The organism is Mucilaginibacter sp. P5_A4 (assembly GCF_056400605.1).
In genome coordinates, this window is record NZ_JBFUKX010000009.1 from 15,365 (window position 1) to 41,330 (window position 25,966).

The 25,966-nt window shown below is 41.6% G+C and carries 19 protein-coding genes and 1 tRNA gene; 7 read left to right on the forward strand and 13 right to left on the reverse strand.

Going from position 1 to position 25,966, the window contains the following annotated elements:
* Positions 1 to 24: 24 nt before the first annotated feature.
* Positions 25 to 2,292: an aconitate hydratase gene (locus AC1DQW_RS07895; RefSeq protein WP_477453582.1), complete on the forward strand. Its 2,268-nt coding sequence runs from the start codon at positions 25 to 27 to the stop codon at positions 2,290 to 2,292.
* 132 nt (positions 2,293 to 2,424) lie between these two features.
* Here the strand turns inward: AC1DQW_RS07895 and AC1DQW_RS07900 are convergent, their stop codons facing one another.
* The 7 genes from AC1DQW_RS07900 to AC1DQW_RS07930 form a co-directional block, all read right to left on the reverse strand.
* The gene (locus AC1DQW_RS07900; RefSeq protein WP_477453583.1) at positions 2,425 to 4,059 is read right to left on the reverse strand and encodes an ABC transporter substrate-binding protein; all 1,635 of its coding nucleotides are present in this window, start codon (positions 4,057 to 4,059) and stop codon (positions 2,425 to 2,427) included.
* A 364-nt stretch (positions 4,060 to 4,423) separates the two neighbouring features.
* Complete coding sequence (gene recA, locus AC1DQW_RS07905) at positions 4,424 to 5,446, reverse strand: recombinase RecA (protein WP_295720980.1); 1,023 nt, start codon at positions 5,444 to 5,446, stop codon at positions 4,424 to 4,426.
* A 278-nt stretch (positions 5,447 to 5,724) separates the two neighbouring features.
* Complete coding sequence (nth, locus tag AC1DQW_RS07910) at positions 5,725 to 6,483, reverse strand: endonuclease III (protein ID WP_477453584.1); 759 nt, start codon at positions 6,481 to 6,483, stop codon at positions 5,725 to 5,727.
* A 306-nt stretch (positions 6,484 to 6,789) separates the two neighbouring features.
* On the reverse strand, positions 6,790 to 6,984 hold the full coding sequence (locus tag AC1DQW_RS07915) for a hypothetical protein (RefSeq protein WP_477453585.1): 195 nt from the start codon (positions 6,982 to 6,984) through the stop codon (positions 6,790 to 6,792).
* Between the two features lie 224 nt (positions 6,985 to 7,208).
* A complete protein-coding gene (locus AC1DQW_RS07920; protein WP_477405136.1) occupies positions 7,209 to 7,793 on the reverse strand; it encodes an RNA polymerase sigma factor in 585 nt (194 codons plus the stop codon).
* A 345-nt stretch (positions 7,794 to 8,138) separates the two neighbouring features.
* Positions 8,139 to 8,471: a hypothetical protein gene (locus tag AC1DQW_RS07925; protein ID WP_477453586.1), complete on the reverse strand. Its 333-nt coding sequence runs from the start codon at positions 8,469 to 8,471 to the stop codon at positions 8,139 to 8,141.
* Between the two features lies 1 nt (position 8,472).
* Positions 8,473 to 8,715 (reverse strand): hypothetical protein, encoded by a 243-nt coding sequence (locus tag AC1DQW_RS07930; RefSeq protein WP_477453587.1) that lies wholly within the window; start codon positions 8,713 to 8,715, stop codon positions 8,473 to 8,475.
* A gap of 376 nt (positions 8,716 to 9,091) precedes the next feature.
* On the opposite strand from AC1DQW_RS07930, the gene uvrA reads away from it, so the two are divergent.
* Both uvrA and AC1DQW_RS07940 read left to right on the forward strand, forming a co-directional pair.
* Positions 9,092 to 12,025, forward strand: a complete 2,934-nt coding sequence (gene uvrA, locus AC1DQW_RS07935) for an excinuclease ABC subunit UvrA (RefSeq protein ID WP_477453588.1) — start codon at positions 9,092 to 9,094, stop codon at positions 12,023 to 12,025.
* Positions 12,026 to 12,330: 305 nt separating this feature from the next.
* Positions 12,331 to 12,927, forward strand: coding sequence for a glycoside hydrolase family 19 protein (locus AC1DQW_RS07940; protein ID WP_477453589.1), 597 nt, complete (start codon positions 12,331 to 12,333; stop codon positions 12,925 to 12,927).
* A 285-nt stretch (positions 12,928 to 13,212) separates the two neighbouring features.
* Here the strand turns inward: AC1DQW_RS07940 and AC1DQW_RS07945 are convergent, their stop codons facing one another.
* Positions 13,213 to 13,383 (reverse strand): hypothetical protein, encoded by a 171-nt coding sequence (locus tag AC1DQW_RS07945; RefSeq protein WP_177183727.1) that lies wholly within the window; start codon positions 13,381 to 13,383, stop codon positions 13,213 to 13,215.
* Positions 13,384 to 13,474: 91 nt separating this feature from the next.
* Positions 13,475 to 14,476, reverse strand: a complete 1,002-nt coding sequence (gene tsaD, locus AC1DQW_RS07950; protein WP_477453590.1) for a tRNA (adenosine(37)-N6)-threonylcarbamoyltransferase complex transferase subunit TsaD — start codon at positions 14,474 to 14,476, stop codon at positions 13,475 to 13,477.
* A 204-nt stretch (positions 14,477 to 14,680) separates the two neighbouring features.
* Between tsaD and AC1DQW_RS07955 the strand changes: the two genes are divergently transcribed.
* On the forward strand, positions 14,681 to 19,084 hold the full coding sequence (locus tag AC1DQW_RS07955; RefSeq protein ID WP_477453591.1) for a translocation/assembly module TamB domain-containing protein: 4,404 nt from the start codon (positions 14,681 to 14,683) through the stop codon (positions 19,082 to 19,084).
* A 93-nt stretch (positions 19,085 to 19,177) separates the two neighbouring features.
* On the opposite strand, the gene AC1DQW_RS07960 is transcribed toward AC1DQW_RS07955, so the two are convergent.
* From AC1DQW_RS07960 to AC1DQW_RS07970, 3 genes are all read right to left on the reverse strand, one after another.
* On the reverse strand, positions 19,178 to 20,383 hold the full coding sequence (locus AC1DQW_RS07960) for a bifunctional 3,4-dihydroxy-2-butanone-4-phosphate synthase/GTP cyclohydrolase II (RefSeq protein ID WP_477453592.1): 1,206 nt from the start codon (positions 20,381 to 20,383) through the stop codon (positions 19,178 to 19,180).
* Between the two features lie 226 nt (positions 20,384 to 20,609).
* Positions 20,610 to 22,034, reverse strand: coding sequence for an LptF/LptG family permease (locus AC1DQW_RS07965; RefSeq protein WP_477453593.1), 1,425 nt, complete (start codon positions 22,032 to 22,034; stop codon positions 20,610 to 20,612).
* A 110-nt stretch (positions 22,035 to 22,144) separates the two neighbouring features.
* On the reverse strand, positions 22,145 to 22,525 hold the full coding sequence (locus AC1DQW_RS07970) for an START-like domain-containing protein (protein WP_477402620.1): 381 nt from the start codon (positions 22,523 to 22,525) through the stop codon (positions 22,145 to 22,147).
* A 161-nt stretch (positions 22,526 to 22,686) separates the two neighbouring features.
* Here AC1DQW_RS07970 and AC1DQW_RS07975 point away from each other — a divergent pair.
* The 3 genes from AC1DQW_RS07975 (at position 22,687) to AC1DQW_RS07985 (ending at position 24,865) form a co-directional block, all read left to right on the forward strand.
* Positions 22,687 to 22,760: transfer RNA gene (locus tag AC1DQW_RS07975), tRNA-Met, on the forward strand.
* 35 nt (positions 22,761 to 22,795) lie between these two features.
* Complete coding sequence (locus AC1DQW_RS07980) at positions 22,796 to 22,948, forward strand: GIY-YIG nuclease family protein (RefSeq protein WP_477453594.1); 153 nt, start codon at positions 22,796 to 22,798, stop codon at positions 22,946 to 22,948.
* A 288-nt stretch (positions 22,949 to 23,236) separates the two neighbouring features.
* Entirely contained in the window at positions 23,237 to 24,865 is a 1,629-nt protein-coding gene (locus tag AC1DQW_RS07985; protein ID WP_477453595.1) for a two-component regulator propeller domain-containing protein, read from the forward strand.
* Positions 24,866 to 25,029: 164 nt separating this feature from the next.
* Here AC1DQW_RS07985 and AC1DQW_RS07990 read toward each other — a convergent pair whose 3' ends face one another.
* A complete protein-coding gene (locus AC1DQW_RS07990; protein WP_477453596.1) occupies positions 25,030 to 25,704 on the reverse strand; it encodes a Type 1 glutamine amidotransferase-like domain-containing protein in 675 nt (224 codons plus the stop codon).
* Between the last annotated feature and the right edge of the window lie 262 nt (positions 25,705 to 25,966).

The following is a 25,966-nucleotide window of genomic DNA, read 5'->3' on the forward strand; positions in this document are numbered from 1 at the left end:
TTTTCACCTAAAAATCAAATACAAATGGCTTTTGATTTAGATATGATCAAAAAAGTTTACGATCGCTACAGCAGCCGCGTGGATGCTGCCCGTACAGCGACTGGTAAACATTTAACTTTAACCGAAAAAATACTATACGCCCACCTTTCTGAAGGCGATGCCCAACAGGCATTTGGCCGTGGTGTTGACTATGTTGATTTTGCACCAGACCGTGTAGCCATGCAGGATGCTACAGCGCAAATGGCTTTATTGCAGTTTATGCAGGCAGGCCGCCCGCAGGTTGCGGTACCCTCTACGGTACATTGCGATCACCTTATACAAGCAAAAGTTGGCGCCGTTGCCGATTTAAATACAGCTATTGATATTAACCGCGAGGTTTATGATTTCCTGGCTTCGGTATCTGATAAATACGGTATTGGTTTCTGGAAAGCAGGAGCCGGTATCATTCACCAGGTTGTTCTTGAAAATTATGCATTCCCGGGTGGTATGATGATAGGTACCGATTCACATACACCAAACGCGGGTGGTTTAGGTATGATAGCCATTGGTGTTGGCGGTGCCGATGCCTGCGACGTTATGGCCGGCTTACCATGGGAGCTTAAATTCCCTAAATTGATCGGTGTTAAATTAACTGGTAAATTATCTGGCTGGACATCAGCTAAAGACGTTATTTTGAAAGTAGCAGGTATCCTTACTGTAAAAGGTGGTACCGGTGCTATTGTTGAATATTTTGGTGAAGGTGCACGTTCACTTTCTGCAACAGGTAAAGGTACCATCTGTAACATGGGCGCCGAAATTGGTGCAACCACTTCGGTATTTGGTTATGATGATAAAATAGCGGCCTACCTTAAAGGCACTAAACGCGCCGATATTGCCGAGCTTGCCGACGCGGTTGCAGAACACTTAACAGGCGACAAGGAAGTTTACGCTAACCCAGAGCAATATTTTGACCAGGTTATCGAAATCAACCTATCTGAATTAGAACCACACATTAACGGTCCATTTACACCAGATCTGGCATGGCCTATTTCTAAATTCGCAACAGCGGTTAAAGAAAATAACTGGCCTGCAAAATTAGAAGTTGGTTTGATTGGCTCATGTACCAACTCTTCATACGAAGATATCACCCGTTCTGCATCTATTGCAAAACAGGCTATCGATAAACACCTTACAACAAAGGCCGAATTTACTATCACCCCAGGATCAGAATTGGTACGCTACACAGTTGACCGTGATGGCTACCTGGATACCTTTGCTCAAATGGGCGGTGTAGTATTGGCAAATGCTTGCGGCCCATGTATTGGCCAGTGGGCCCGTCATACAGACGACCCTACCCGCAAAAACTCTATCATCACATCGTTTAACCGTAACTTTGCTAAACGCCAGGATGGTAACCCCAACACACATGCGTTTGTAGCGTCACCAGAAATTGTAACAGCTTTGGCTATTGCAGGTGATTTAACTTTTAACCCGCTTACTGATACTTTAACCAATTTAAATGGCGAGCAGGTAAAACTTGACGAACCATTAGGTATTGAAATGCCGGTTAAGGGCTATGCAGTTGAAGATGCCGGTTACCAGGCGCCTGCCGAAGATGGCAGCCAGGTACAGGTTTTGGTTGATCCAAAATCATCACGTTTGCAATTATTGGAGCCGTTTACCGCATGGGAAGGTACCGATATTAAAGGCTTGAAATTATTGATCAAAGCTAAAGGCAAATGTACTACCGACCATATTTCGATGGCTGGTCCATGGTTAAAATTCCGCGGTCACCTGGACAACATATCAAACAATATGCTGATCGGTGCTATCAACTACTTTAACAATACTGCCGATAGCGTTAAAAATGAACTGACCGGCGAATACGGACCTGTACCCGCCACCCAACGCGATTACAAAGCGAATGGCATCGGTTCAATAGTAGTAGGCGACGAAAACTATGGCGAAGGTTCATCACGCGAGCATGCGGCAATGGAGCCTCGTCATTTAGGTGTACGCGCCATACTGGTAAAATCATTTGCCCGTATCCACGAAACCAACCTTAAAAAACAAGGCATGCTGGGTATCACCTTTGCCGATAATAACGATTACGATAAGATCCAGGAAGATGATACAATTGATATCATCGGCTTAACAGCATTTGCCCCTGGCAAACAGTTAACCGTGGTATTAAACCATAAAGATGGCTCTGTTGATTCGTTCCCGGTTAACCATACTTACAACGCTCAGCAAATTGAGTGGTTTAAAGCTGGTGGTGCGTTGAACATCATTAGAAGACAAATGGTATCTTAATTTCGGATATCGGATTTTCGATTTCGGATTTTTATAATTTTTGAGCCTCCCTTTTGGGGAGGCTTTTTTATTGATTCCTGGAATTTTTCTGTGCTATTACGTAATGACGTTAAGAATTTCCCTCTCGGGGAGTTATAGGGTTTTCACCACCCGCTTCAACACCAACAAATTCTGCCCGTTCAAGCTAAAGCCAGAGATGTTATTCTGGTAAAGGTTCACCAACTTATCATAATACAATACCACCACCGGCGATTGCTCCATTACCAGGTTATCCATTTGCTGATACAGCGCGTAACGGGCCGAATCATTTTTTACCTGGTAGGTTTGTTCAAACAGGGCATCAAATTTTTTATTGTTAAAACCGGTATAGTTGGGGCCAAATGGGATCTTATTTTTTGAGTAGAAAACCGACAGGTAATTTTCACCATCAGGATAATCTGCTATCCATTGGCCGTAAAAAAAATTGATGCCATTTTTGGATACCAGCTCACGCAGGCTGGCCCCTTGCGTAATTTCAACACTGGTTTTAATACCTATCCTATCCAATTGGCCTTGTACATATTCAATGAGGCTACGGTACCCTACTGTAGTGGCCAGTGAAATTTCGGGCAGGTTTTTCCCATCGGGAAAACCGGCTTCTGCCAGCAGTCTTCGCGCTTTTTCCGGGTCGTATGAATAACCTTTAACACATTTACCATCAAAGCCGGGCATCCCTTGCGGTATAAAGCCTGAATATCCCGGCGTTCCCATGCTGTTGCGCAGGTACTTGATCATCTTTTGCCTGTCGATAGCATAGTTTATAGCCTGTCTTACCTTTAATATCTTTAACGGCGATTTTTTAACAATAGCCAGGTTACTATCAACCAATATCCCCAGATACATGGTGTTTAAATAGGGAGCGGTATTGAGTATGAATTTGCCTTTATATTTCTGCGTAACCTTGCCCGATTTGGTGAGAATATCATCGCGGTAGCTGCCATCAATATCATTTAAAAAATCGAGCTTCTTTTTTATGAACTCCAAAAACGAGGTTTGTTTATCGGCAATAAAGGTTGCTCTTACAGCATCGAGGTAAGGCAGCTGTTTTCCTTTATTATCAACCTCCCAATATTTATCATTTTTAAGGAGTACCAGCACCTCCCCTTCCTTCCAATACTTAAACCTGAACGGCCCTGTACCAACAGGATGGCTCCTAAAATCTTTACCATAAAACTCTACTACTTCCTTTGGCACTACAGAGCAATACTGTGCCGTAAGCATGCTCAAAAAAGGGGCAAAGGGTTGCTTTAGTTTAATCTGGAACGTACTATCATCGGGCGCAAAAAATGCAGCTTTACCCTCTACTTTATCGCTAAAGATCCATGAGCCGGATGAAGCCACTTTAGGATCAATCAAACGACCGAAACTGTATACAAAATCGGAGGCTACAGCTTTACGGCCAACACCTTTTGCAAAATGCGGATCATCATGAAAATAAACATCATTACGCAGGTGGAAAGTATATAGCAATCCGTCGGCAGATACCTCCCAGCTTTTAGCTATGCATGGGGTAACTTTTAAACTATCGTTAACCTGCACCAATCCGTTAAAAACCTGGTTATCCATCCAGATGGTATACCGGTTACGGCAAAAGGCTGGATCGAGCGAGGTAAGGCCCTCCTCCATGTTGATATTGAAAACTGTTTTATGCGACCCCGGCGATTTTGTATGACATGCCGAAAGCAGAACCATCGGCACCAAAAACAACAATACGACCAGTTTATTCATCACAAGCTAATATATCAATTTTGGATTGACAGGTTAGCTAACCCCTGATTTATTACTTAGCGATGAAGGTTTTCAATTAGTGAATTACTGATTTTGTGCTTTAGCAATCCGTCATTTAATAATTAAAGCAGCAAAACAGGGCAGTTATTTTGTACTCTTATGAGCATCTGTTCGCATACCTTTCATGCACCTTTCCATATTCTTTTGGTGACCAAACCTGCACCTTTGCAGCATCAAACTCAACCCATCCCAACAAAAGCAAAAAGCCTCCCAAAACGGAAGGCTTTTTAATATGGATAAAACTATTCAAAATTGAATCAGACGATCAAAAAATCCTGCCAATCTCGTTAATGCTTAAATCGTGTTACACCTCTGCTAAATGCTCACCTGTTACGGTTTCTTTAATTTTAGCTTCCAGTTCCTCCATCAGTTCGGGGTTATCGAGTATCAGTTGTTTAACCGCATCACGGCCCTGGCCCAGGCGGGTTTCGCCATAGCTGAACCATGAACCTGCTTTTTTAATGATGTTGTACTCAACACCCAGGTCGATGATCTCGCCGGCTTTGGAGATACCTTCACCAAACATAATATCAAACTCAGCAATACGGAACGGCGGTGCAACTTTGTTTTTAACAATCTTCACCTTAACGCGGTTACCGGATACCTCATCAGTATCCTTGATCTGTGAAATCCGGCGTACATCCAAACGTACCGAAGCGTAAAACTTCAAAGCGTTACCACCGGTGGTAGTTTCGGGATTACCAAACATTACACCTATTTTATCGCGTAACTGGTTGATAAAAATACAACAGCACCCGGTTTTGCTGATGGTTCCGGTTAACTTACGCAAAGCCTGTGACATTAAACGCGCGTGCAAACCCATTTTTGAGTCGCCCATTTCACCTTCAATCTCAGCTTTAGGAACTAACGCGGCAACAGAGTCGATAACCAAAATATCTATAGCTCCCGAGCGGATCAGGTTATCGGCAATTTCCAGTGCCTGCTCACCGTTATCTGGCTGAGAGATCAGCAGGTTCTCTACATCAACCCCTAATTTTTTGGCATAAAAACGGTCAAAAGCGTGCTCTGCATCAATAAATGCCGCAATGCCGCCTTTCTTTTGCGATTCTGCAATGGCATGGATTGCCAGTGTAGTTTTACCGGATGACTCCGGTCCGTATATTTCAATAACCCTTCCTTTAGGTAAACCGCCAACACCCAGGGCGATATCAAGCCCTAAGGAGCCGGTTGATATTACTTCTGTAGGCTCAATAACGGAATCGCCCAATTTCATGATGGTACCTTTTCCGTATGATTTTTCCAGCTTATCCAACGTAAGCTGCAGCGCCTTTAATTTATCCGAATTGTTTTTATCTATGTTAGCCATCTTCAAATTTTCTTCAACAAATATAAATGTTTTATTTACAAATACTAATTTTTTTAGTATTTATTTTTTGATTGGTGAATGATTAGATCAGGTTTATTAAGTGAGTGGTTACGTTTATCAAATATACAAAACCAACCACTGTCGTGTCAACCTTGAATTGACGTTAGCCTTTAGTCGAAAGTCTTAAGTTCGAAGTCAAAAAAGAGCAAATCCGACTTATAACTTACGACTTAGTACTGTTGACTTAACACTACTCATTTAATCAGCTATTCACCTAATTAATCCCGCTCCACACTCCGCTTCTTTAACTCTTTACTGATTGTATTTAAAGCCTTTTTCTTCTTCGCTTCCTTAGCTTTTTTTATCTTAGCCGCCTCGGCACGTAATAATGCGGCTTCGGTATTATTGCGTTCATAATACCTGCAAAACCGGGTTAAGGGGCAAACCTCGCACTTAGGGCTTCGGGCTACGCAGACATACCTGCCATGCAGTATCAGCCAGTGATGGGCAACTCCTATATATTCCTTTGGAATGTGTTGTATTAATTGTTTCTCTACCGCCAACGGCGTAGTAGCGTTATTGGTTAAACCTATTCGGTTGGCCACCCTAAATACGTGCGTATCAACAGCCATTGCCGGCTCTTCAAATACAACCGAAGCTATAACGTTAGCGGTTTTACGGCCAACACCCGGCATTTTTTGCAGGTTGTCAATCCCCGATGGCACCTCGCTGTGAAATACATCAACCAGCATTTTGCCCATGCCCACTAAATGCTTCGCCTTGTTGTTAGGATAACTTACACTGCGGATAAAGGTAAAAACCTCCTCGGGGGTAGATGCCGCCAAATCTTCGGGTGTAGGGAAACGCTCAAACAGCGCGGGCGTTACCTGGTTAATCCGCTTATCGGTACACTGCGCCGATAGAATAACGGCTACCAGTAACTGGAATGGGTTATTATAATGCAGCTCGGTAACCGGGTTAGGCTGCTGCTCAGAAAAATATTCAACAAAATGGCGATAACGTTCGGCTTTCAGCATGTTAGTTCATTGGTTCATTAGTTCATCGGTAGCTGCATAGTTCGTTGACCCGGTTGTTTATTAGTTTTGCGGCATATCCAATACATTGCAATTATGCTCAATAAATCGCAATTGGCAAAACCGTTAAAATATCAGCTATAAAATTTATCGAACTATTCACCAATGAACCACTGAACAAGCGCAGCGACAATGAACTAATAAAATAGAAAGGTTCATAAATCACTTATTGGCTTTTGGTTATTTCGATTCGCATCGGGTAACCTTAATCAACATTTGTGATTTATGAACCAGTGAGGTTGGCAATACTTAACGTAAGCTCTTGGAGTAATCCAGAATCTGGTGTATGGTTTGCAGTTTGGGCTTCTTTGTTAAAAGGTCCAAATCAGCACGAATAGAATTATAAAAAATCATATCGTCTGCATCCATATATTCTTGTGCATTCTCGTTCATCTGTGCTTGGTTAGCAGTTGCATTTAATGTTCTTGTAAAGGTTTCATCCATAAGCTTTTTTTACTATAAATTTTATACGATTTATAACGATGCCATAAAGATAATATTTTGTTAAATGAAAATTAAATGAAATTTTTTTATTTTGGCATTTGGGACTTATTTGCTAACTACTTGATTTTCAATATAATAAAGCCATTTATACAGAAAATCCGGTTAACTGATAATTAATCAATAACCGGATTTCAGATAAAAAAGTTAACCCTGTAACTTAATAGTTAATTTTTGAGGCTCATTTCCTTGCCCTGCATCATCTTCCGCAGGTTATTAAGTGCATAGCGCATACGGCCGAGAGCCGTGTTTATGCTCACATCGGTTATATCGGCTATTTCCTTAAAGCTCATATCGCCAAAGTGGCGCATAATCAATACCTCTTTTTGTTCGGAAGGTAAAAGTTGTATCAGCGATTTAAGGTCTTTATAGGTCTGCGCCCGCACCATCTTATCCTCGGTGCTTTCATCGTAATTACCCAGCACCTCAAAAATATCAAAGTCGTCGCCATTGCTTACCATGGGGGCACGTTTTTCGCGGCGAAAATGGTCAATAACCAAATTATGCGCAATACGCGTTACCCAAGGTAAAAACTTACCTTCTTCGTTATACTTTCCGGCTTTAAGGGTATTAATTACTTTTATAAAAGCATCCTGAAAAATATCTTCGGCAAGGTATTCGTCTTTTACCAACAGATAAATAGAGGTGTATATTTTTGATTGATATCGCCTTATCAATTCTACCAGTCCCGCTTCATCGCCGGCAATGTATTGATGGATTAGATCCTGATCACTCTTCAATTGAAAATCCATAGAACGTACTACTTAAACTTAATTTTAGTTAAAAATCTTTTTAAAAGTAAAGTATCTTCTATAGTCTGCTCTTTAGGGGTTAAGAAATTGTTACCTCAAATAAAACAATTTCTATCTTAAAAAACAAATTATATTTTTTTATTTACTTCTGTCTATCAGGTTGATTGGGGTAATTAAGCCCCTTTCTATTGAAAATTTCGGGCTTTAGCATTAGACAAGGTTCAGCTAAAAAGGTTTAATCTAAAACAAGATATTTCTTACAACTTCTGCATTTAAATGCCTGGAAACAGGGTTTGATGGTGCTTTTATAAAGGGAATGATATTTTTTAATTGACCAAAGGGATATTATATTAAACCCTGATCTTTTAAACGCTGTATAAGCGCATCAACATCTGCGGTATCATATTCACTTTTAAGGTAAATTTCTGTTAAAAGAACTGTTTCGTCATCTAATATCACGTAAGTAATCACTCGTGCTCCTCCGGATTTTCCTTTCCCGGTTCCGGTAATTGATATACGGATCTTGTAAAAATTCCCACCCAGGTTTGTACCCATGGTTGGATTTTCCTTTAGCTGCACGGCCAGGTTTGCAATATCTGCTATGATACCTTTTTGTTTCCTGGAAATTCGCTTTAGTTCTTTTACAAAATCGTCGGTAGGTACAACAACAATTGCCATATTATGAAAGTTCTGCTAAGACCTCTTCAATTGTTTTTAGCTTAATCTTTCCTTCTTTATACAGGTTGATCTGTTTTACAGATCTTTTTAAACGATTATACATTACCTGTTCCGATTTAGTTAGCGGACGGGTAACGGGGTTTGTATCCTGCTTTATATTGTAATCCAAGCCAAAAGCATCCAAAACGGCCTTAATGGCCTTCTCGGTTTTTTTGTCGTCAATATTTACAGTCAGCGTAGTCATAATATGCGTTTGTATGGTAAAATTACAAAATGATATCAAATATTAAAAGCATTATTATTCGTTATAATCCTCGGCAATAAGTTTTTCCATTCAAAGAGGCCAAGTAAAAAATCAAAATCCTCGGCACCTTTGCGCAAGATTAAATTTCATGCATTTTCCCTTTAAAGCCTTTTATAAATTATCAGCCTAAATAATTAAAAGTCAGCAAACTGTAAACTCGGTAATTAATTGAATATAAACAACCAAACAAAGTAAAACCGATTTGGATATTGCTAAATATTTTAGGATTTTTGCACTTTGGAAAAAAGACCATGGTCAATAGTCCATAGACCATGTTAATTTCATGACTGCTATGGGCCATGGACTATTAACTATTATGAGTAAAGAAGCAGAAAAAGATCCGTCAAAACATATCATCATAAAGGGGGCACGTGTTCATAACCTTAAAAACATGGATGTGGCTATTCCCAAAAACAAGTTGGTTGTAGTTACAGGCATGTCGGGTTCGGGCAAATCGTCACTTGCTTTTGATACCCTTTATGCCGAAGGCCAGCGCCGTTATGTAGAGAGCCTTTCCTCGTACGCACGCCAGTTTTTAGGCCGCATGAACAAGCCCGATGTAGATTACATTAAAGGCATTGCCCCTGCTATCGCTATTGAGCAAAAGGTGATCACTTCAAACCCACGCTCAACTGTAGGTACCTCAACCGAGATCTATGACTACCTCAAACTGCTTTTCTCGCGTATAGGCAAAACCCTTTCGCCGATTTCGGGCCTGCCTGTAAAAAAAGATTCGGTGACCGATGTAGTTAATTTTATATTATCGCTGCCCAATGAAACCCAGGTAACTTTATTAGCGCCATTATACCCGCACAATAACCGCAGCTTAAAAGAAGAGCTTGCAGTATTAATGCAAAAAGGTTTTGTAAGGGTTGAATACCGGGGCAAGCTATCAAAAATTGAAGCCTTATTAGAAGATGCCAGCATAGTTGATGATGGCTCATGGCTTATTGAGGAGGCGAAAGGCGAAAGCCTGAAGGTGAAAGGAAGCTTAAAGGCGAAAAGCGAAAAGCAAAGTGAAACCGAACAACTCACCACTCACCAGTCATCACTCACCACTTATAACGCTGTACGTATAGTTGTTGATCGGATCAGTAAAAACGAAGAAGATGAAACCGTTAGCCGTTTAGGTGACTCTATACAAACGGCGTTTTTTGAAGGCAAAGGCGATTGCTACGTGCGTTACCAGGAGCCGGAGGCTGATACAGAGAAAGAACGCTTCTTTTGTGATCGTTTTGAACTGGACGGGATTAAGTTTGAAGAACCCAGTCCAAATTTTTTCAGCTTTAATAACCCTTACGGCGCCTGCAAAAAATGTGAAGGCTATGGCAAGGTTATTGGCATTGATGAGGACCTGGTGATCCCCGATAAAAGCAAATCGATATATGAAGGCGCCATTGCACCATGGCGCGGCGAAAAAATGCGCGAGTGGAACGATAATTTAGTAAGGCATGCCCTGAAATTCGACTTCCCTATACATCGCCAGTACAATCAGCTTACCCCAAAAGAGCAAAAGCTTTTATGGACAGGCAATAAATTCTTCCGCGGCCTTAATGAATTTTTTAAGGAGATGGAGGAGCAAACCTATAAAATTCAATACCGTGTTTTGCTGTCGCGATACCGGGGTAAAACCACTTGCCCCGAATGCATGGGCAGTCGTTTGCGCCAGGATGCCTCATACGTAAAGATCAACGAACGCTCAATAACCGATGTGGTATTGATGCCCCTGGATAAAGCGTTGGGATTTTTCGAGGGTTTACAATTAAACGAAACTGATGTAAAAATTGGCAAGCGTTTATTAATGGAGATCACCAACCGTTTGGTGTTCCTGAATGATGTAGGTTTAAGTTATTTAACGCTTAACCGTTTATCAAACACACTATCGGGCGGCGAATCGCAACGGATTAACCTGGCTACCTCTTTAGGCAGTAGCCTGGTGGGCTCGGTATATGTATTGGACGAACCAAGCATCGGCTTACACCCACGCGATACCCAGCGATTAATAGGTGTTCTTAAATCCCTTCGGGATGTAGGCAATACCGTTTTGGTGGTTGAACACGAAGAAGAGATCATGAAAGCCGCCGACCATATCATAGATATTGGTCCCGAAGCAGGTACCCATGGCGGCGAGCTGATATTTACCGGCACATATGATGAGATTATAAAGGACGATAACAGCCTGACCGGCAGATACCTGAGCGGGAAAGAAGAAATTGCCATACCTGCCACGCGCCGCAAATGGAATGATTTTATTGAGATAAAAGGCGGGCGCGAAAACAACCTGCAACAGGTTAACGCTAAATTCCCGTTGGGCATACTTACCGTGGTTACAGGTGTATCCGGCTCGGGCAAAACAAGTTTGGTTAAACGCATCCTGGCCCCTGCGCTTCAAAAAACGCTGGGTAATTACTCTGGCGAACAAACCGGATCATACGATAGCATTGATGGCGATTACGCAAAAATTGAACAGGTGGAGCTGGTTGACCAAAACCCTATCGGCCGTTCGTCGCGCTCAAACCCGGTTACCTATGTAAAAGCCTGGGACGAGATCCGTAACCTATATGCTGCACAACCTGCCGCCAAGGCCGCTGGGTTAAAGCCATCTGCATTCTCGTTTAACGTAGAGGGTGGCCGGTGTGATGTTTGCCAGGGCGAGGGTGAGGTGAAGATAGAGATGCAGTTTATGGCCGACATATTTTTAACCTGCGAAACCTGTGGCGGCAATCGCTTTAAACAGCATATACTTGATATTACCTACAACGAAAAAAACGTAGCCGAAGTGCTGCATATGACCATTGATGAAGCTCTGCAGTTCTTTGCCAAAGAGCCTAAAATCATCTCCAAAATAAAACCTTTGGTTGATGTTGGTTTGGGATATGTGCAATTGGGCCAGTCGTCTAACACACTTTCGGGCGGCGAGGCGCAGCGCATTAAGCTGGCATCGTTCCTGGTAAAGGGTAACAATACGCATAAAACGCTTTTCATTTTTGATGAGCCTACAACCGGGCTGCATTTTGCCGACATTAAAAAACTGCTTAAATCGTTTGATGCACTGTTGGAACATGGTAACACCATTATTGTAATTGAGCATAATATGGATGTTATAAAATGTGCCGACTGGGTTATCGACATCGGTCCCGAAGGCGGCGACCGTGGCGGTAAAGTTGTATTTGAAGGCGTGCCCGAGGCTCTTATTAAAGAGAAAAAATCACATACCGGGCATTATTTAAAGGAGCGGTTTGGGAAGTAAGGCCATCGATTTATATCAGAACCGGGATTAAACAGATTTTTCGGATTATGGGATTTTCTTTATAGAGGCGCATACTTGCGTCTCTAACTATATCCAGGGACCATTTCCAGGTTGGATATACATGCGGCAGACGGAATTATATGCATTGTCTCCCTTCACTCATTTCAGCTTAAATTTTATTTTGATATTCCGATCAGGAATATTTACATTTACTCTACAAAGCCTAAATATTCTATATCTTCCTTTTAAACAAGCGCTTAGCTTGCATATTTTTCTTTTTTTGTTAACCAATAACCTTTAAGATCATGTCAGGTACAAAAGAATTTTATGACGATGTCCGCCCGATGTTTGGCGGTCATATGGCACAAAGCCAGATTGATGGTATCGAAACCATATTAAAAGCGACTACAGATGCCGGTATTACCGATGAACGCAAAGTGGCCTACATGCTGGCTACCGTTTTTCATGAATGCGCCAAAAAAATGCAGCCCATAAACGAATTTGGCAAAGGCGCCGGGCACCCTTATGGCGAAAAGTTTAAGATGGGTGGCGGCCCCGGCCATCGCATCCCTTACAGCACACCCGATAAATTATACTATGGCCGGGGCTATGTACAGTTAACCTGGTATGAAAACTACGAAAACATGGGCCGGCTGCTACACGTTGATTTACTTAATAACCCCGAAATGGCCTTAGAGCCCTCAGTAGCCGCGGCCATCCTGGTAAAAGGAATGACTGGTGGTTTATTCACCGGTGTTGGTTTGGGTAAATATTTTAATGATGAGGTTACCGACTGGGTAAACGCCCGCAAAATAATCAATGGCCTCGATGCTGCCCAAACTATAGCCGGCTATGCGCAGGTATTTTACAAAGGCTTAACAGAAGAAGTTGCTATGGCTTAGGTAGTTATAAAATACCGAGGAACTCTGAAGGGGGATGGCGTTTTAAAAGATTTGTCATCCTGAACGGAGTATTTGTCATCCTGAACGGAGTGAAGGATCTATTCGCAGACTGTACAGGGCGAAGAAGCATGGCGGAGAGCAGATCCTTCACTCCGTTCAGGATGACAAAAGAGTTTCTTTAGTAAGTACATCACAGATAGGTACGAAGCAATGGCGATCTATTTATTTTAAACCGCTTTTCGTAAAAAAAAGTCGATACGTAGGCGTTATGAGCCTATAGCCAAACTACTTGCCTCCGGTTTTAACATACATGTAAATAATACCGCCAATAACGGTAATAGCCAGTACAATAAGCCCGGTAACGCCCTTTTTTTTATCCTGGCGCATAAGCCAAACTAAAAATGCAACCAGCGGCAGTACAAATACCGCCCAGAATATTAATGATGGAATGTTCATATAGCTCAAGCCCCCCAGCCCCCTAAAGGGGGAGTTTTTTTAATTAATTATATAGTTAATACCTCCTGTTCCCCCTTTAGGGGGCCGGGGGCTAAAATATCATCCTCGCCATAGGTGCAACCTCCTGTCCTACAAAGTCTCCTTTTAAATATTTATAGTAACCGGCAATAGCAATCATGGCAGCATTGTCTGTACAGTATTCCATTTTAGGGATAAAACTTTCCCAGCCATTCTTTTCGCAAAGCGATTGCAGGCCTTGTCTTAAACCTGTATTGGCCGATACTCCACCCGCCAAAGCCAGCTGCTTTATGCCATGCTCCTTTGCAGCTTTTTGAAGTTTGTTTAGTAATATGGTAACAATCCGCATCTCTACAGAAGCGCAGATATTTGGCAGGTTCTGGCTGATAAAATCAGGATTTTTCGCAACATTATCCCTTATAAAATAAAGTATAGCCGTTTTTAAGCCGCTAAAGCTAAAATTGAAGCCGGGGATCTGCGGCTCGGGGAATTTATAAGCATCCGGGTTACCCAGGCGTGCGTATTTATCAATCAGCGGTCCGCCGGGATACGGCAAGCCTAAAATTTTGCTGGTTTTATCCATAGCCTCGCCGGCGGCGTCATCTAAAGTTTGGCCGATGATCTCCATATCAAAATAATCCTTCACCAGTACTATTTGCGTGTGCCCGCCAGATACGGTGAGGCATAAAAACGGAAATGTCGGCTTATGATCGCCAATAAAATGCGCCAATATATGGGCCTGCATATGGTTTATTTCAACCAGCGGAGCCTTTTGAGCCAGCGCAAATCCCTTGGCAAAGGATACCCCAACTAATAGCGAACCTAAAAGTCCCGGACCGCGCGTAAAAGCTACCGCATCAATATCATTTTTGTTTACTTTTGCGTTCAATAACGCTTGTTGAACAGCCGGAACAATATTTTGCTGATGAACCCTTGAGGCAAGCTCAGGGACCACACCGCCGTATGCTTCGTGAATGCTTTGATTGGCAATAACATTGCTTAATATTACCCCATCAACGCAAACAGAAGCCGAGGTATCATCACATGAAGATTCAATTCCTAATATTACAGGCACTTTTTTAAGTCAAAAGTCAAAAGGTAAAAGTCAAAAGACCTTTATTATTGACAGATTATAAATTAAATTCAGAAAGTAAAACTTTTCGGGCGTTTTTGAATTTTTACTTTTGAATTTTTAATTAAACACAAAGTTATTAAAAAAGCACTCAAAATAGTATTCGGGCTGGTGTTGTTGATATTATTGACACTAAGCATACTTTTATTGGCTTTTCAATATAAACCCGTGCAAACATGGGCCGCAAAAAAAGCGACCAAATATTTGTCGGATGAGTTGCAAACCACTGTTGATATAAAAAGTCTTTATTTAAGACCTTTTTCGTCGGTTGTGCTTGAGGGGCTTTATATATTGGATAAAAAAAAAGACACCCTTTTAAGCACGCCAAAACTGGTTGTTGATGTTAATGGCTTCTCGCTGTTTAACAGCATTAAAAATCGTGTCATCAATTTTGAATCGATAGCGCTTGATAACGGCTCCTTCTACCTCAAAAAACAAAAAGACAGCACCACCAATCTTAAATTTATTATTGATTACTTTAGCTCAGCCGCTACCCCCAAAACAAAAAGCAAACCCTGGACGCTTAATTTTGACAAGATCGCTATCAATAATTTTCATTTCAGGTATAAAAACCAGCTGGTTGATACGGTAACGCCCCAGGTTAACTTTGAAGATATTGATGTTAAGCATTTTAGTACAGTAGTACTGGGGATGGACCTTAAAAACCACTTATTTAAGGCCAATGTACAAAAACTAACCCTACAGGAAAAAAGCGGTTTCTACGTTAAAAACTTACGCTCCAACATCACTATTGATACCAACCAGATCCTGGCGCAAAATCTTCATATAAAAACAGGGCACTCCGATTTGAAGGATTATTTCAGGATGCGGTTTAAATCATTTAATGATTTTGCAAGGTTTACAAGCAAGGTTTATATGGATGCCGATTTTAAATCATCACGTATATCATCGGCAGATATAGCGTACTTCACCAGCGGGCTTGAAAAGGTAAGCTTTGACCTTGGCTTAGAAGGGCGGGCCAGGGGGCCTGTAAGTAACTTAAAATCGAAAGGTGTTACCATTACCGGCGGGCAGGCTACTTTTATAAAAGGCGATTTTAATTTAAGGGGATTGCCCGATTGGGATAATACTTTCCTTGAACTGAAGTTTGAGCAGATAGCATCCAATAAAAAAGATATCGACTATCTCATCAGCCATTTTTCGGGTCAGCCAAACCTTAAGGCTCCTGATATTATAAACAAATTTGGCAATATCAACTTTACCGGCAGGTTCACCGGCTTACAAAATGACTTTGTAGCCTATGGTATTTTTAAAACCAAACTTGGCCGGTTCGATTCGGACATTAATCTTAAGATAGATAAAAAAGGTAAACCCAGCTACAGCGGCAAACTGAACGCCTTCAACTTCGATCTTGGTACGTTGCTTGACGAAAGCACTGTTGGCCGCACTACTTTTACATCAAACATACAAGGTAGCGGCGATAAACTTAAAACCCTGAGCGAACAAGGTGATGCGCGAATTAAATACCTCGACTTTAATAACTACACTTATAACAACCTTAACATTAAAGGCTCTTTTATTAAAAAACTGGCAAACGGGCATATCACCATTAACGATAAAAATTTAAAACTCGACCTTAAAGGCAAGGTTAATTTAAACCCCGAGCTACCATCCTATGATCTTACGGCTACCATTAAGGATGCTAAATTAAATGCTTTAAAACTTATAAAGGATACCATTACCTTAAGCACCCAGTTAAAAACCAAATTTTCTGGTAATAACCTTGAGAATTTGCAGGGAAGCATTTTATTATCCCCTATCAGGATTATTGACCCGAGAAATAATTACCTGGCCGATTCATTGTACCTATCGGCCAACGGCCAGGGCAATGCAAGAGAAATAGCCCTTAAATCCGACTTTGCCGATGCCAATATTAAAGGCAGTTTTGACCTGGCCACCTTGCCATCGTATTTTAAAACCATTGTTAAAAAATATATCCCCTCTATAAAAACCACTATTGTACCACCAAAGCCCGAGCAATTTGATTTTAATCTGTCAATCAAAAAGCTCGATCCGCTTATGGCAATATTTTTACCAAAACTAACATTTCCTGATCAGGGTACTTTTACCGGGCAATTTGATTCAAGAAATAAAACGGCAACTTTATCGGGCTATATCAAAACCATAAAATATGGTAAAACCGTTTTTCATGATTTTATTATTGATGAGAGCACTGCCGACAGCCTGCTGGGCGTCAATCTTTCATTAAGCAGGGTTGATCTTACAGACAGCCTGTTTATAAAAGACATCAACATTACCAACTTCCTCAAAAACGACAGCCTGAACTTTAACATTAAGCTATCGGATAAAAACGCGGTAAATCAGCTGGATCTTTACGGCCTTGTTGAATTTGGCCGCGATACTACTGCCAAACTAAAATTGCTGCCATCAGATATTATCCTGGAGAAAGAAAAATGGAAGATACAGGAACAGGTGCGCATCCGCCTGCTTGATGGTAAAACCCAGGTATCGGGTTTCGAGCTGTCAAACGGCATACAAAAGGTACGCATAAACGGATTCATATCTGATAACCCTGCCGATGAGCTTAAACTTTCGTTCGAGAAGTTTAACATGCGAACGCTTAACCAGCTTACCAAAACATCGGGTATATTTTTAAAAGGCGCGCTTAATGGAGATGTTAAGATGACGGGCATCACCAAATCGCCGGGCGTCGACGCGCATTTATCCATCGATTCGCTTACCATGAACAAAACCCTTATTGGTGATGTAAAACTGGTATCAACCCTTGGCAACGACCGCAAACAGGCAGATATGAAACTTAATATCGTAAATCGCGGACTTGAAACCATGAATCTTTCGGGAATTTACGCCTTTGGAAAGGATACGGAAGATAACCTGGATTTTGATGTGAAAATGAACCAGACAGAAGCCATCATTTTTGAACCTTTTATAAAAGACCTTGTATCTGATGTAAAGGGAAACATATCTACCAACTTAAAACTCACGGGCAGTCCCTCAAAACCGAAACTTAATGGCGATGTTACCCTGGTAAATACAGGTGTTACAGTTAATTATTTAAAAACAGCCTACACTGTAAACACCAGGGTAAATGTGGAAAATAGTGTTATTAAAATCAACGACATGGTGCTAAAGGATAAACGTGGCGGCACCGGCATCGCTAATGGAACCGTTGATTTAAATAATCCATCAAACCCGGATATTGAGGTTGATTTAAAAGCGACTAACCTATTGGCACTTAATACAACCTTTAAGGATAACCATATTTACTATGGTACTGCTTACGGTACGGGCAACTTTAGCTTTAAAGGCCCGGTTGATAACATGAAAATTGATATTACCGCCCGTACACAGGCCGGTACTATTTTTAACATACCGCTCAATACATCGGCAACAGCAAGCGAATATGATTTTATAAAATTTGTGAGCCATAGCGATACCGCAAAAGTTGTTGCTAAAGAACGCGCCTTTAATGGTGTTACCCTTAATTTTGACTTAAGCGCCGACGAGAAGACCGTTGTTAGGATAACTACCGATTACGGTCAGCTGGAAGGAAGCGGCGTGGCCAACAACCTGAAGCTAAACATTAATAGCTTGGGCGATTTTGAAATGTATGGCGACTTTTTGATAACCACCGGTAAATTTGAGTTTACGGCCAAAAACTTTATCAGTAAAAACTTTACGGTAAGCCAGGGTGGTACCATCAGGTGGACAGGGAACCCCGCAAACGCCGAGATAAATCTGAAAGCCTTATACGAAGTACGTACAAACCGGGCGCCGCTTTATACAGCCGCGGGCCTGCAATCGGCAAATACCAACCAGGTACTGGTGCAGGCAGAATTGATCCTGACCAAATCGTTATTACAACCAACTATTGATTTCGACTTTAACTTCCCTACCGATCCATCTGTTAAGGATGATTTGGCAACCTATCTTTCTGATGCCAATAACCGCAGTCAGCAGGCAATCAGCATCATTGTACGGCGCAGCTTTAACTCGGGTAATAACGGCAGTTTAACCAACCAGGTTATAAGCACAGCAGGCGAGGCTGTGAGTGAGTTTGCCTTCAATAAGCTGAATAGCCTGATAGCACAATCAAACATTAAAAACTTCGATTTAAATATCCGTTCGTTCAACGAAGCCAGCGCATCAGTAAGATTTTTTAACAGCAGGCTATCTTTTAACGGAAGCTTGTTTACCAATACAGGCTCCAACGATCTTTTTAATAATAATACCAGCCTTTTCAATCAAAAATTTGATGTAATTACAAAAGATTTTGAGGCATTATACCAGATCAGGAAAGATGGCAACCTTACTGCAAGGTACTCTTACAGAGTATTGAACAGCACCACACTAAACAGCCTCACCACCACCTTGCAGCCGCAGTATGTTAACGGAATAGGTTTGGTGTATCAAAGAGATTTTGATACGTTTAAAGAGTTTATCCGTAATCTTTTCCGCAGTGGCGGCAGGCGTCGCCAGGCCCCTCCCCCCCCTTTACCGGTAACCAATCCAAACCCGATAGTTACAAAACCCGATGATGAGGATTGATTGAGGGGAGATGTGCAGATAATGATGATTAATCATCAGCCCCATTTTTCATTCATCTGAAATCTGCACATCTGGAATCTTCACATCTATTAATTAGTGATCGCGCATAATAGCGTGATCCATTTTATCGCGTTTGGTGCGCAGGTATAATTCGTTATGCGGGTTCGAAGCAATCTCGATAGGTACATTTTCAACCACTTCTAATCCGTAGCCAATTAAACCAGCACGTTTTTTGGGGTTGTTGCTCATCAGCCGCATTTTTGAGATACCCAGGCTCCGCAATATCTGTGCGCCAATACCATAATCACGCTGATCCATTTTAAAGCCAAGCTTAACGTTGGCTTCAACGGTATCATAACCATTTTCCTGCAGGTGATAGGCTTTTAATTTGTTGATTAAACCAATACCACGTCCTTCCTGGTTCATATAAATAACCACACCCTTGCCTTCTTTACTTATCATCTCCATAGCTTTATGCAGCTGCGGCCCGCAATCGCAACGGCACGAGCCAAAAATATCCCCGGTAACACATGAACTATGCACACGGGTTAAAACAGGCTCACCGGGCTCCCACGTGCCTTTTACAAGGGCAAGATGATGCTCGCCGGTATCAACCTGTGTGTAGGCTATCATTTCAAAATCGCCCCACTCAGTTGGCATTTGTACCGATACTTCCTTTTTCACCATAGTTTCGGTGCTCAGGCGGTAAGCAATCAGGTCTTTTATAGAAACAATTTTGAGGTTAAATTCTTTTGCCATCACCAGCAGGTCAGGCAAACGGGCCATATCGCCATCCTCCTTCATAATTTCACATATTACGCCTGCGGGTTCAAACCCTGCCAAAACAGCCAGGTCAATAGCAGCTTCGGTATGGCCGGTCCTGCGCAAAACGCCACCATCCTGGGCAATCAGCGGGAAAATATGCCCGGGCCTGCCCAGGTCCTCCGGTTTGGTTAAGGGGTCAATTAAAGCCAAAGTGGTTTTTGAACGGTCGGTAGCCGAAATACCGGTTGTACAGCCATGCCCAAGCAGATCAACAGAAACAGTGAAGTTAGTTTCGTGCGAGGTGGTATTATGGCTCACCATGGGTTCAAGATCAAGCTCACGGGCCCGGCTCTTGGTAATAGGTGCGCATACCAGGCCGCGACCATAGCGCACCATAAAATTTATAGCTTCGGGGGTGGCATTACGTGCTGCAGTTAAAAAGTCACCTTCATTTTCGCGATCTTCATCATCAACTACAATGATCATTTTACCTGCCTGTATATCTTCGATAGCTTCTTGTATTGTATTTAACATTGTATGTACATTACGTATGGCCAGCTAAAAAGGCTGCCACGGTATATTAAAGTTTAAACAAATTTAAAGTATATTAAAATGATTCTGGTCGGTGGTATGTAAAATCATCTCCTTTAACTTTTTATGAGAAGAAGAACGAAAAGATAAAAGATAAAGGAAGAAAAAAAGCAGAAACAGGTGATCTCATCTTTTTCTTTTAGCCTTCCATCCTTTGTTTCAAATACTTTTAAGCCGTTTTGCGTTTAAATATCTTGTTAAAAAACCGCTTGTAAGCTTCCATATCAAATAAAGCAGAATCGGTTGCCGCCTTGTATGACAGGAACAGTCCTATTGGCGTTAACACGATTATGGCAATCCACATCCCAAAAAAGGTAGAAACATTGCCTGCTTTTACAGATTTTTCGCCAATGGTTGATATGATATAATAAATCAGGAAAAATACCACCGAAATTACAACCGGCAAACCCAAACCACCTTTCCGGATTATAGCCCCCAGCGGTGCGCCTATTAAAAACAAAGCAATACAGGCTGCAGACAGTGTGAATTTTTTTTGAACCTCAGACGCATATCTGCGAATGGTCATGGCATCGAAATTATATTTTTCGGTACGGTTTTTTAGCACATCCTTTATTGAACGCACCTCGGATGCGGCGCTTGACAGGGTCATTACCTGGTCGCTAATTGTCATGCTTTTTAACAGATCCTTATCGGCAGGTATATATTTTATTTTTTTATCCGGCCTGGCAGGCATGTTGAAATACTTGATATAAGGGGTAACAAGCTTATAATTCAAAACAACAGCAGCATCAACCGCGCGCTGGCTCGAGTCGATAAACTTTCTCAACTGCTTTAAATTCATCATTTGCGATGCTTGCTTAAACTCGTTTTCATCGGTACGGGTAAGTTTAAAGCTCGATAGGTCAAACTTTTGCTCACTCTCTTTAAACCGGAAACGGGTTAATCGCTGGCGCATATTATAATTAGCCCCATCGCTTCTTGACTCCACATAGTTTACCCCATCTTTTAGTTTTAAAACAAGGTATTTATCGCCCATGGTACGAAACATGGTACCCTCGCGGGCCAGGGTAACTTCTGTATTGTTTTCCTCGTCGTTTTTTTTGTATATCATGATGTCATACAAGCGCTGCCCATCAGGATCTTTTCTTTTTACCCTGATGGTATAGCCCGGAAAACTTGCACTAAAAACCCCCTCGGGCAACAAATCGGCCGATTTTTGCTTACGGGCATCGTACAGCAACGAAAAATATTTAAGATTTGCTACGGGTAGCATATAATCAGAAAAAAAGAACGCGGCAGTACTTAAAATGGATATAATAACAATCATAGGGTACATTGCCCGGCGTAATGAAATCCCTGCAGCTTTAATGGCTACCAGTTCATAATTTTCGCCAAGCGCGCCATAGGTCATGATGGTTGAAAGCAGTACAGATAGCGGAAGAGCCATAGCCACATTGGTAGCCGAGTTATACATCATCAGCTCAAGAATGGTGTACCAGGCAAAGCCTTTGCCTATCAAATCGTCAATGTATTTAAACAAAAACAGCATCAGCAATACAAACATTACAATGAAAAGCGTAACTGCAAAAGGCCGTATAAATGATTTAAGCAGTAAAAGATGGATCTTTTTCATCGGGGCAATTTGTATTTAACAGGATTTAAAACCGCATACTAATGCAGGTTAATTTTCATTAACGCAAAATTAGCGTTTCGCAATACAAAATTAGCTAAAATTATATGGCCTTAAGCGCCCAATACACTTATGAGGTAATCGATCTGGTTATCCCAAATAAGTTTACGTTCAGAAATCAGGTCTTCAGTAGCAAAATCCGTAATAGCCAGCGCAACATCATTGGTAAGCTCATCCTGCAAAATTTCCATCTCAAAATAGCATTGCGGTTCGTCATCCACCCACTTAAATCTTACCAGCTTGTTTTCTTTTACAGTAATAAGTTTTGCTTTTTGAGGTTCACCGTCCCAGGTAAAAGTATAAACCTGGTCGCGTATATTTACATCATCGGCAAACCATTGTGCTAACCCGTTAGGTTCATTTAAAAAAGTGAACAGTATTCTTGGAGATGATTTTATCTCATATTCTATAGTAAATTTCTTTTTTTCGGACATCGAGGTTTATACTTGAAAACGGGTTAAGCCGTAAATGTTAACATTTTTTCTAAAGAAAACGAATTTCTGCTATATTTGCAAACCTTTTTAAGGATGGCGATTGTTTTATAAACATAGCCGCTCTTTTTAATAACCATTAAAAGAGAGTATTAATTAAAAACGGCGGGGTAGCTCAGATGGTTAGAGCGTAGGATTCATAACCCTAAGGTCGGCAGTTCGATCCTGCTCCCCGCTACATTGGCAGAAAGCCCCTTGAAAAAGGGGCTTTTCTTGTATTCCACCCTCCTGTTTACTGCATACGTTTTATATTCACCTGCTTTTAACCAGATCTACATCGGCTATACCTCCGATATAGCTAACCGCTTACTTTCCCATAACGAATTAGCCACGAAAGGGCATACCATAAAGTACCGTCCGTGGTAATTGCATACACTGAGGTCTGTTCAACAAAAGCCGAGGCGATTAAAAGAGAAAAGCAATTAAAATCTGCAAATGGCAGAAAATTCATTCGGGATATTATCAAAACAAATTTTCTAGTTCAGATGATTAGGTACTTGCGTTTCCCGGAGAGGACGTTTAGGCTACCACGCATAATGTCAAGATTTTATTTACAAAGTTTACATTTTTATTTACAATCCAAATTCGTTGCGCCGAAAAATAGCAAAGTAGATTCGCTGAATCAATGCTAATAGGATCAATTAATAAAAAATTATGAAATACATGCACGTATATGCTTTGTTCTTAATGTTTGTTTTTCTCACTTCCTGTGGACAAAACCAAACAAACGTACCAAAGGATAATATCAAGTCCGAAATTAAAGACATAGGGCCTAACATAATGGTTCGTGTTATAAAAAAAGGCAGAAATGCCACCATTTTGATTGCTGGCCCGAACAACTCATCATTTGGTGATGTTTTTCGATACGATGGAAAATCTTTTACTAATCTCACAAGTAAAATAGGTTCGCACCGATTCTGGGATGTATTAGAAGATCGACGAGGAAATATTTGGTTCACTTCTACTGATTCAGGCGTTTATTATTACAACGGGAAATCCATTCAACATTTCACAACCACGGAGGGACTTGCCAATAATCGGGTTATGTCTGTTTATGAAGATAAAGCCGGCATTATTTGGTTCGGCACCGGAGCTGGAATAAGCCGTTACGATTGGAAATCTTTTCTAAATTTTAAAAATCCGAACCCCTCGCGTTTTTATAAAGGAGGAAATTGGAATAATGATATTACTACAATCATTGAAGATAAAACCGGGAAATTATGGGTTGGCACAAGAGGCGACGCCTTTGTTTATGACGGAAAAACATTTACCCCGTTAATCCATAAGGGCAAAACTTTTACAAACGTTTGGAGTATAATCGAAGATAGAAAAGGCAATATTTGGCTTGGTGACGTGACCCATGGCCTTTGGCGCTATGACCCTTCGACTGAGCTCAGGGCAGGCACTGGTACCTTTACTAATGTATCGGAGAGGGGTGCTTATGCTATAATCGAAGATAAAAAAGGAAACATCTGGACTACTGGTCCAGTAAATTCTGCTCATGTGGCGGTCTGGGCACTTTCCCGTTATGATGCAAAGTCCTTGTATAGTAATAAGCCCACTGTAGCCGAAATCATGTCGGGAGATGCTTTTTTGGGGCTTTTGGAAGCTAACGATGGAAGTATTTGGTTTGGATCTGCGACAGGAGTTTATCGTTATGATGGAAAGACCATCACGGACTTTTATAGTAAAGACGGTCAAAAAAAATACATCATAGATATGAAGCAAAGTGTTATAATATGGAAAGGTTCTATGCTACTTGGTACATGGGAAGGTTCTATGTTTCTTGGTGATGGTACAAGTACAGGGGACGTTGATATATTAAAAGGAGAATTGTTGATCGAAAACCGTCATCTCGTGGGCGGTGCAGTTGAAGTGGACATGAATACGATTGAACAAAAATTTGATGATCAGCGTCCACACAATAAATTACCTCCATTTTTTGATGTCAAAAAATTCCCTGTTTCTACATTCGCAATTACGAAGGTTGAAACAGTGAATGATGGAAAAGTTACAGGGAACGGCAACATGACCATTGAAGGGATCGCAAGTATAAAAGTTACAGGGAACCTGACCATTGAAGGGATCACAAAGGCAGTTACTTTTCCAGCCAGCATGCATTTTAAGGACGGAATGGACGGAACTGTCGTGGTGAATGGCGCGCTGATCGTTGATCGAACAGATTGGGGTATTGATTACAGATCAGAAAAGCATTTTGATTCAACTATTTCGGACGACGTTAAACTCCTTATGAAAATCGTAGCAAAAAAATATAGCAGATAATTTGAGATTCAGGTCTGTAATTAATTCTAAATCACTTAAAAAGTTCGACATATCGCCGGTTCCTCCTACTTGAAAGAATGCCACCCGAAAGAGTGGCCTTTGTTATTTTAATGCATTTTTGGCTAACCCTGGTGTGGTGTTATCACCATAGCCTGGGTTAAAATTTACAAGGTATTAGGGGTAAACAGCTTCCATTTCCCCTCGGAGACGACTTCTACGGTATCGTCGATCACTTTAATGGCGGTCTGATCATCGATAGCATATGACGGTACCGATATCGTAGCGGCCAACTTTTCCAGGTTGGCCAGGGAATTTTCCGGAAACCACTCATGATCCAAATGCGGATGCAGTGCAAAATCAACCAGCCCCAGCGATTTATCGCTTTCTGCTGGCAGCATATGACCACTGTAGGTTGTTCCAAAGCGGGTCATCACCATACTCCCAGCGCTCAAGCCCACGTAGACTGTCTTACGCAGCAACGACGGCAAGAGGTCTGCCAGTCCGGACTGCTGCATCCAGTAGCACAGATACTGGCAGTCGCCGCCTCCAACCAGCAGGGCGTCAGTTTCCTGGAGCATGGGGACCCAAAGCTCTTGTTTGATGCTGGGTACCGCAGTGAGCTCCAGCACTCCCAACGATTTCCAACCCAATTCGCAGAAAGGGTCACCAAGTGATCCGCAAATCACCTTTCGTGCTATGCCAGCACCGCCGGCTATGGCGTATATCGCGGTGGGGACGAAAAGCGCGTTCGCCTCGGCAATCGGTTTGTCCAGGAGTTCAACCAGCGCGTTATGGATGCTCGTATTGCTGATGCCGGCGGAAGTGAGAAGAAGCTTCATAATTTCTTTCTTAGGCTATTGTTCGCCCTGCTTGGTAGTCTATTTCTTATTTGTCAATAACAAATGTTAATTCAAAGGTTGAAATTAAATTATAGATCGCAAAAATATTTAAGGCAATCAAAGCATATCTTTCACTTTCGGCTACTGAAAGATGAGCCTGTTACATTTAATTGTGACAGGTTTTTTAATTTGGGTATAACATACTGCATTGTTACTATTATTTAACAGCTCGACTAATAACCCCATCTCCGCCTCATTTCAC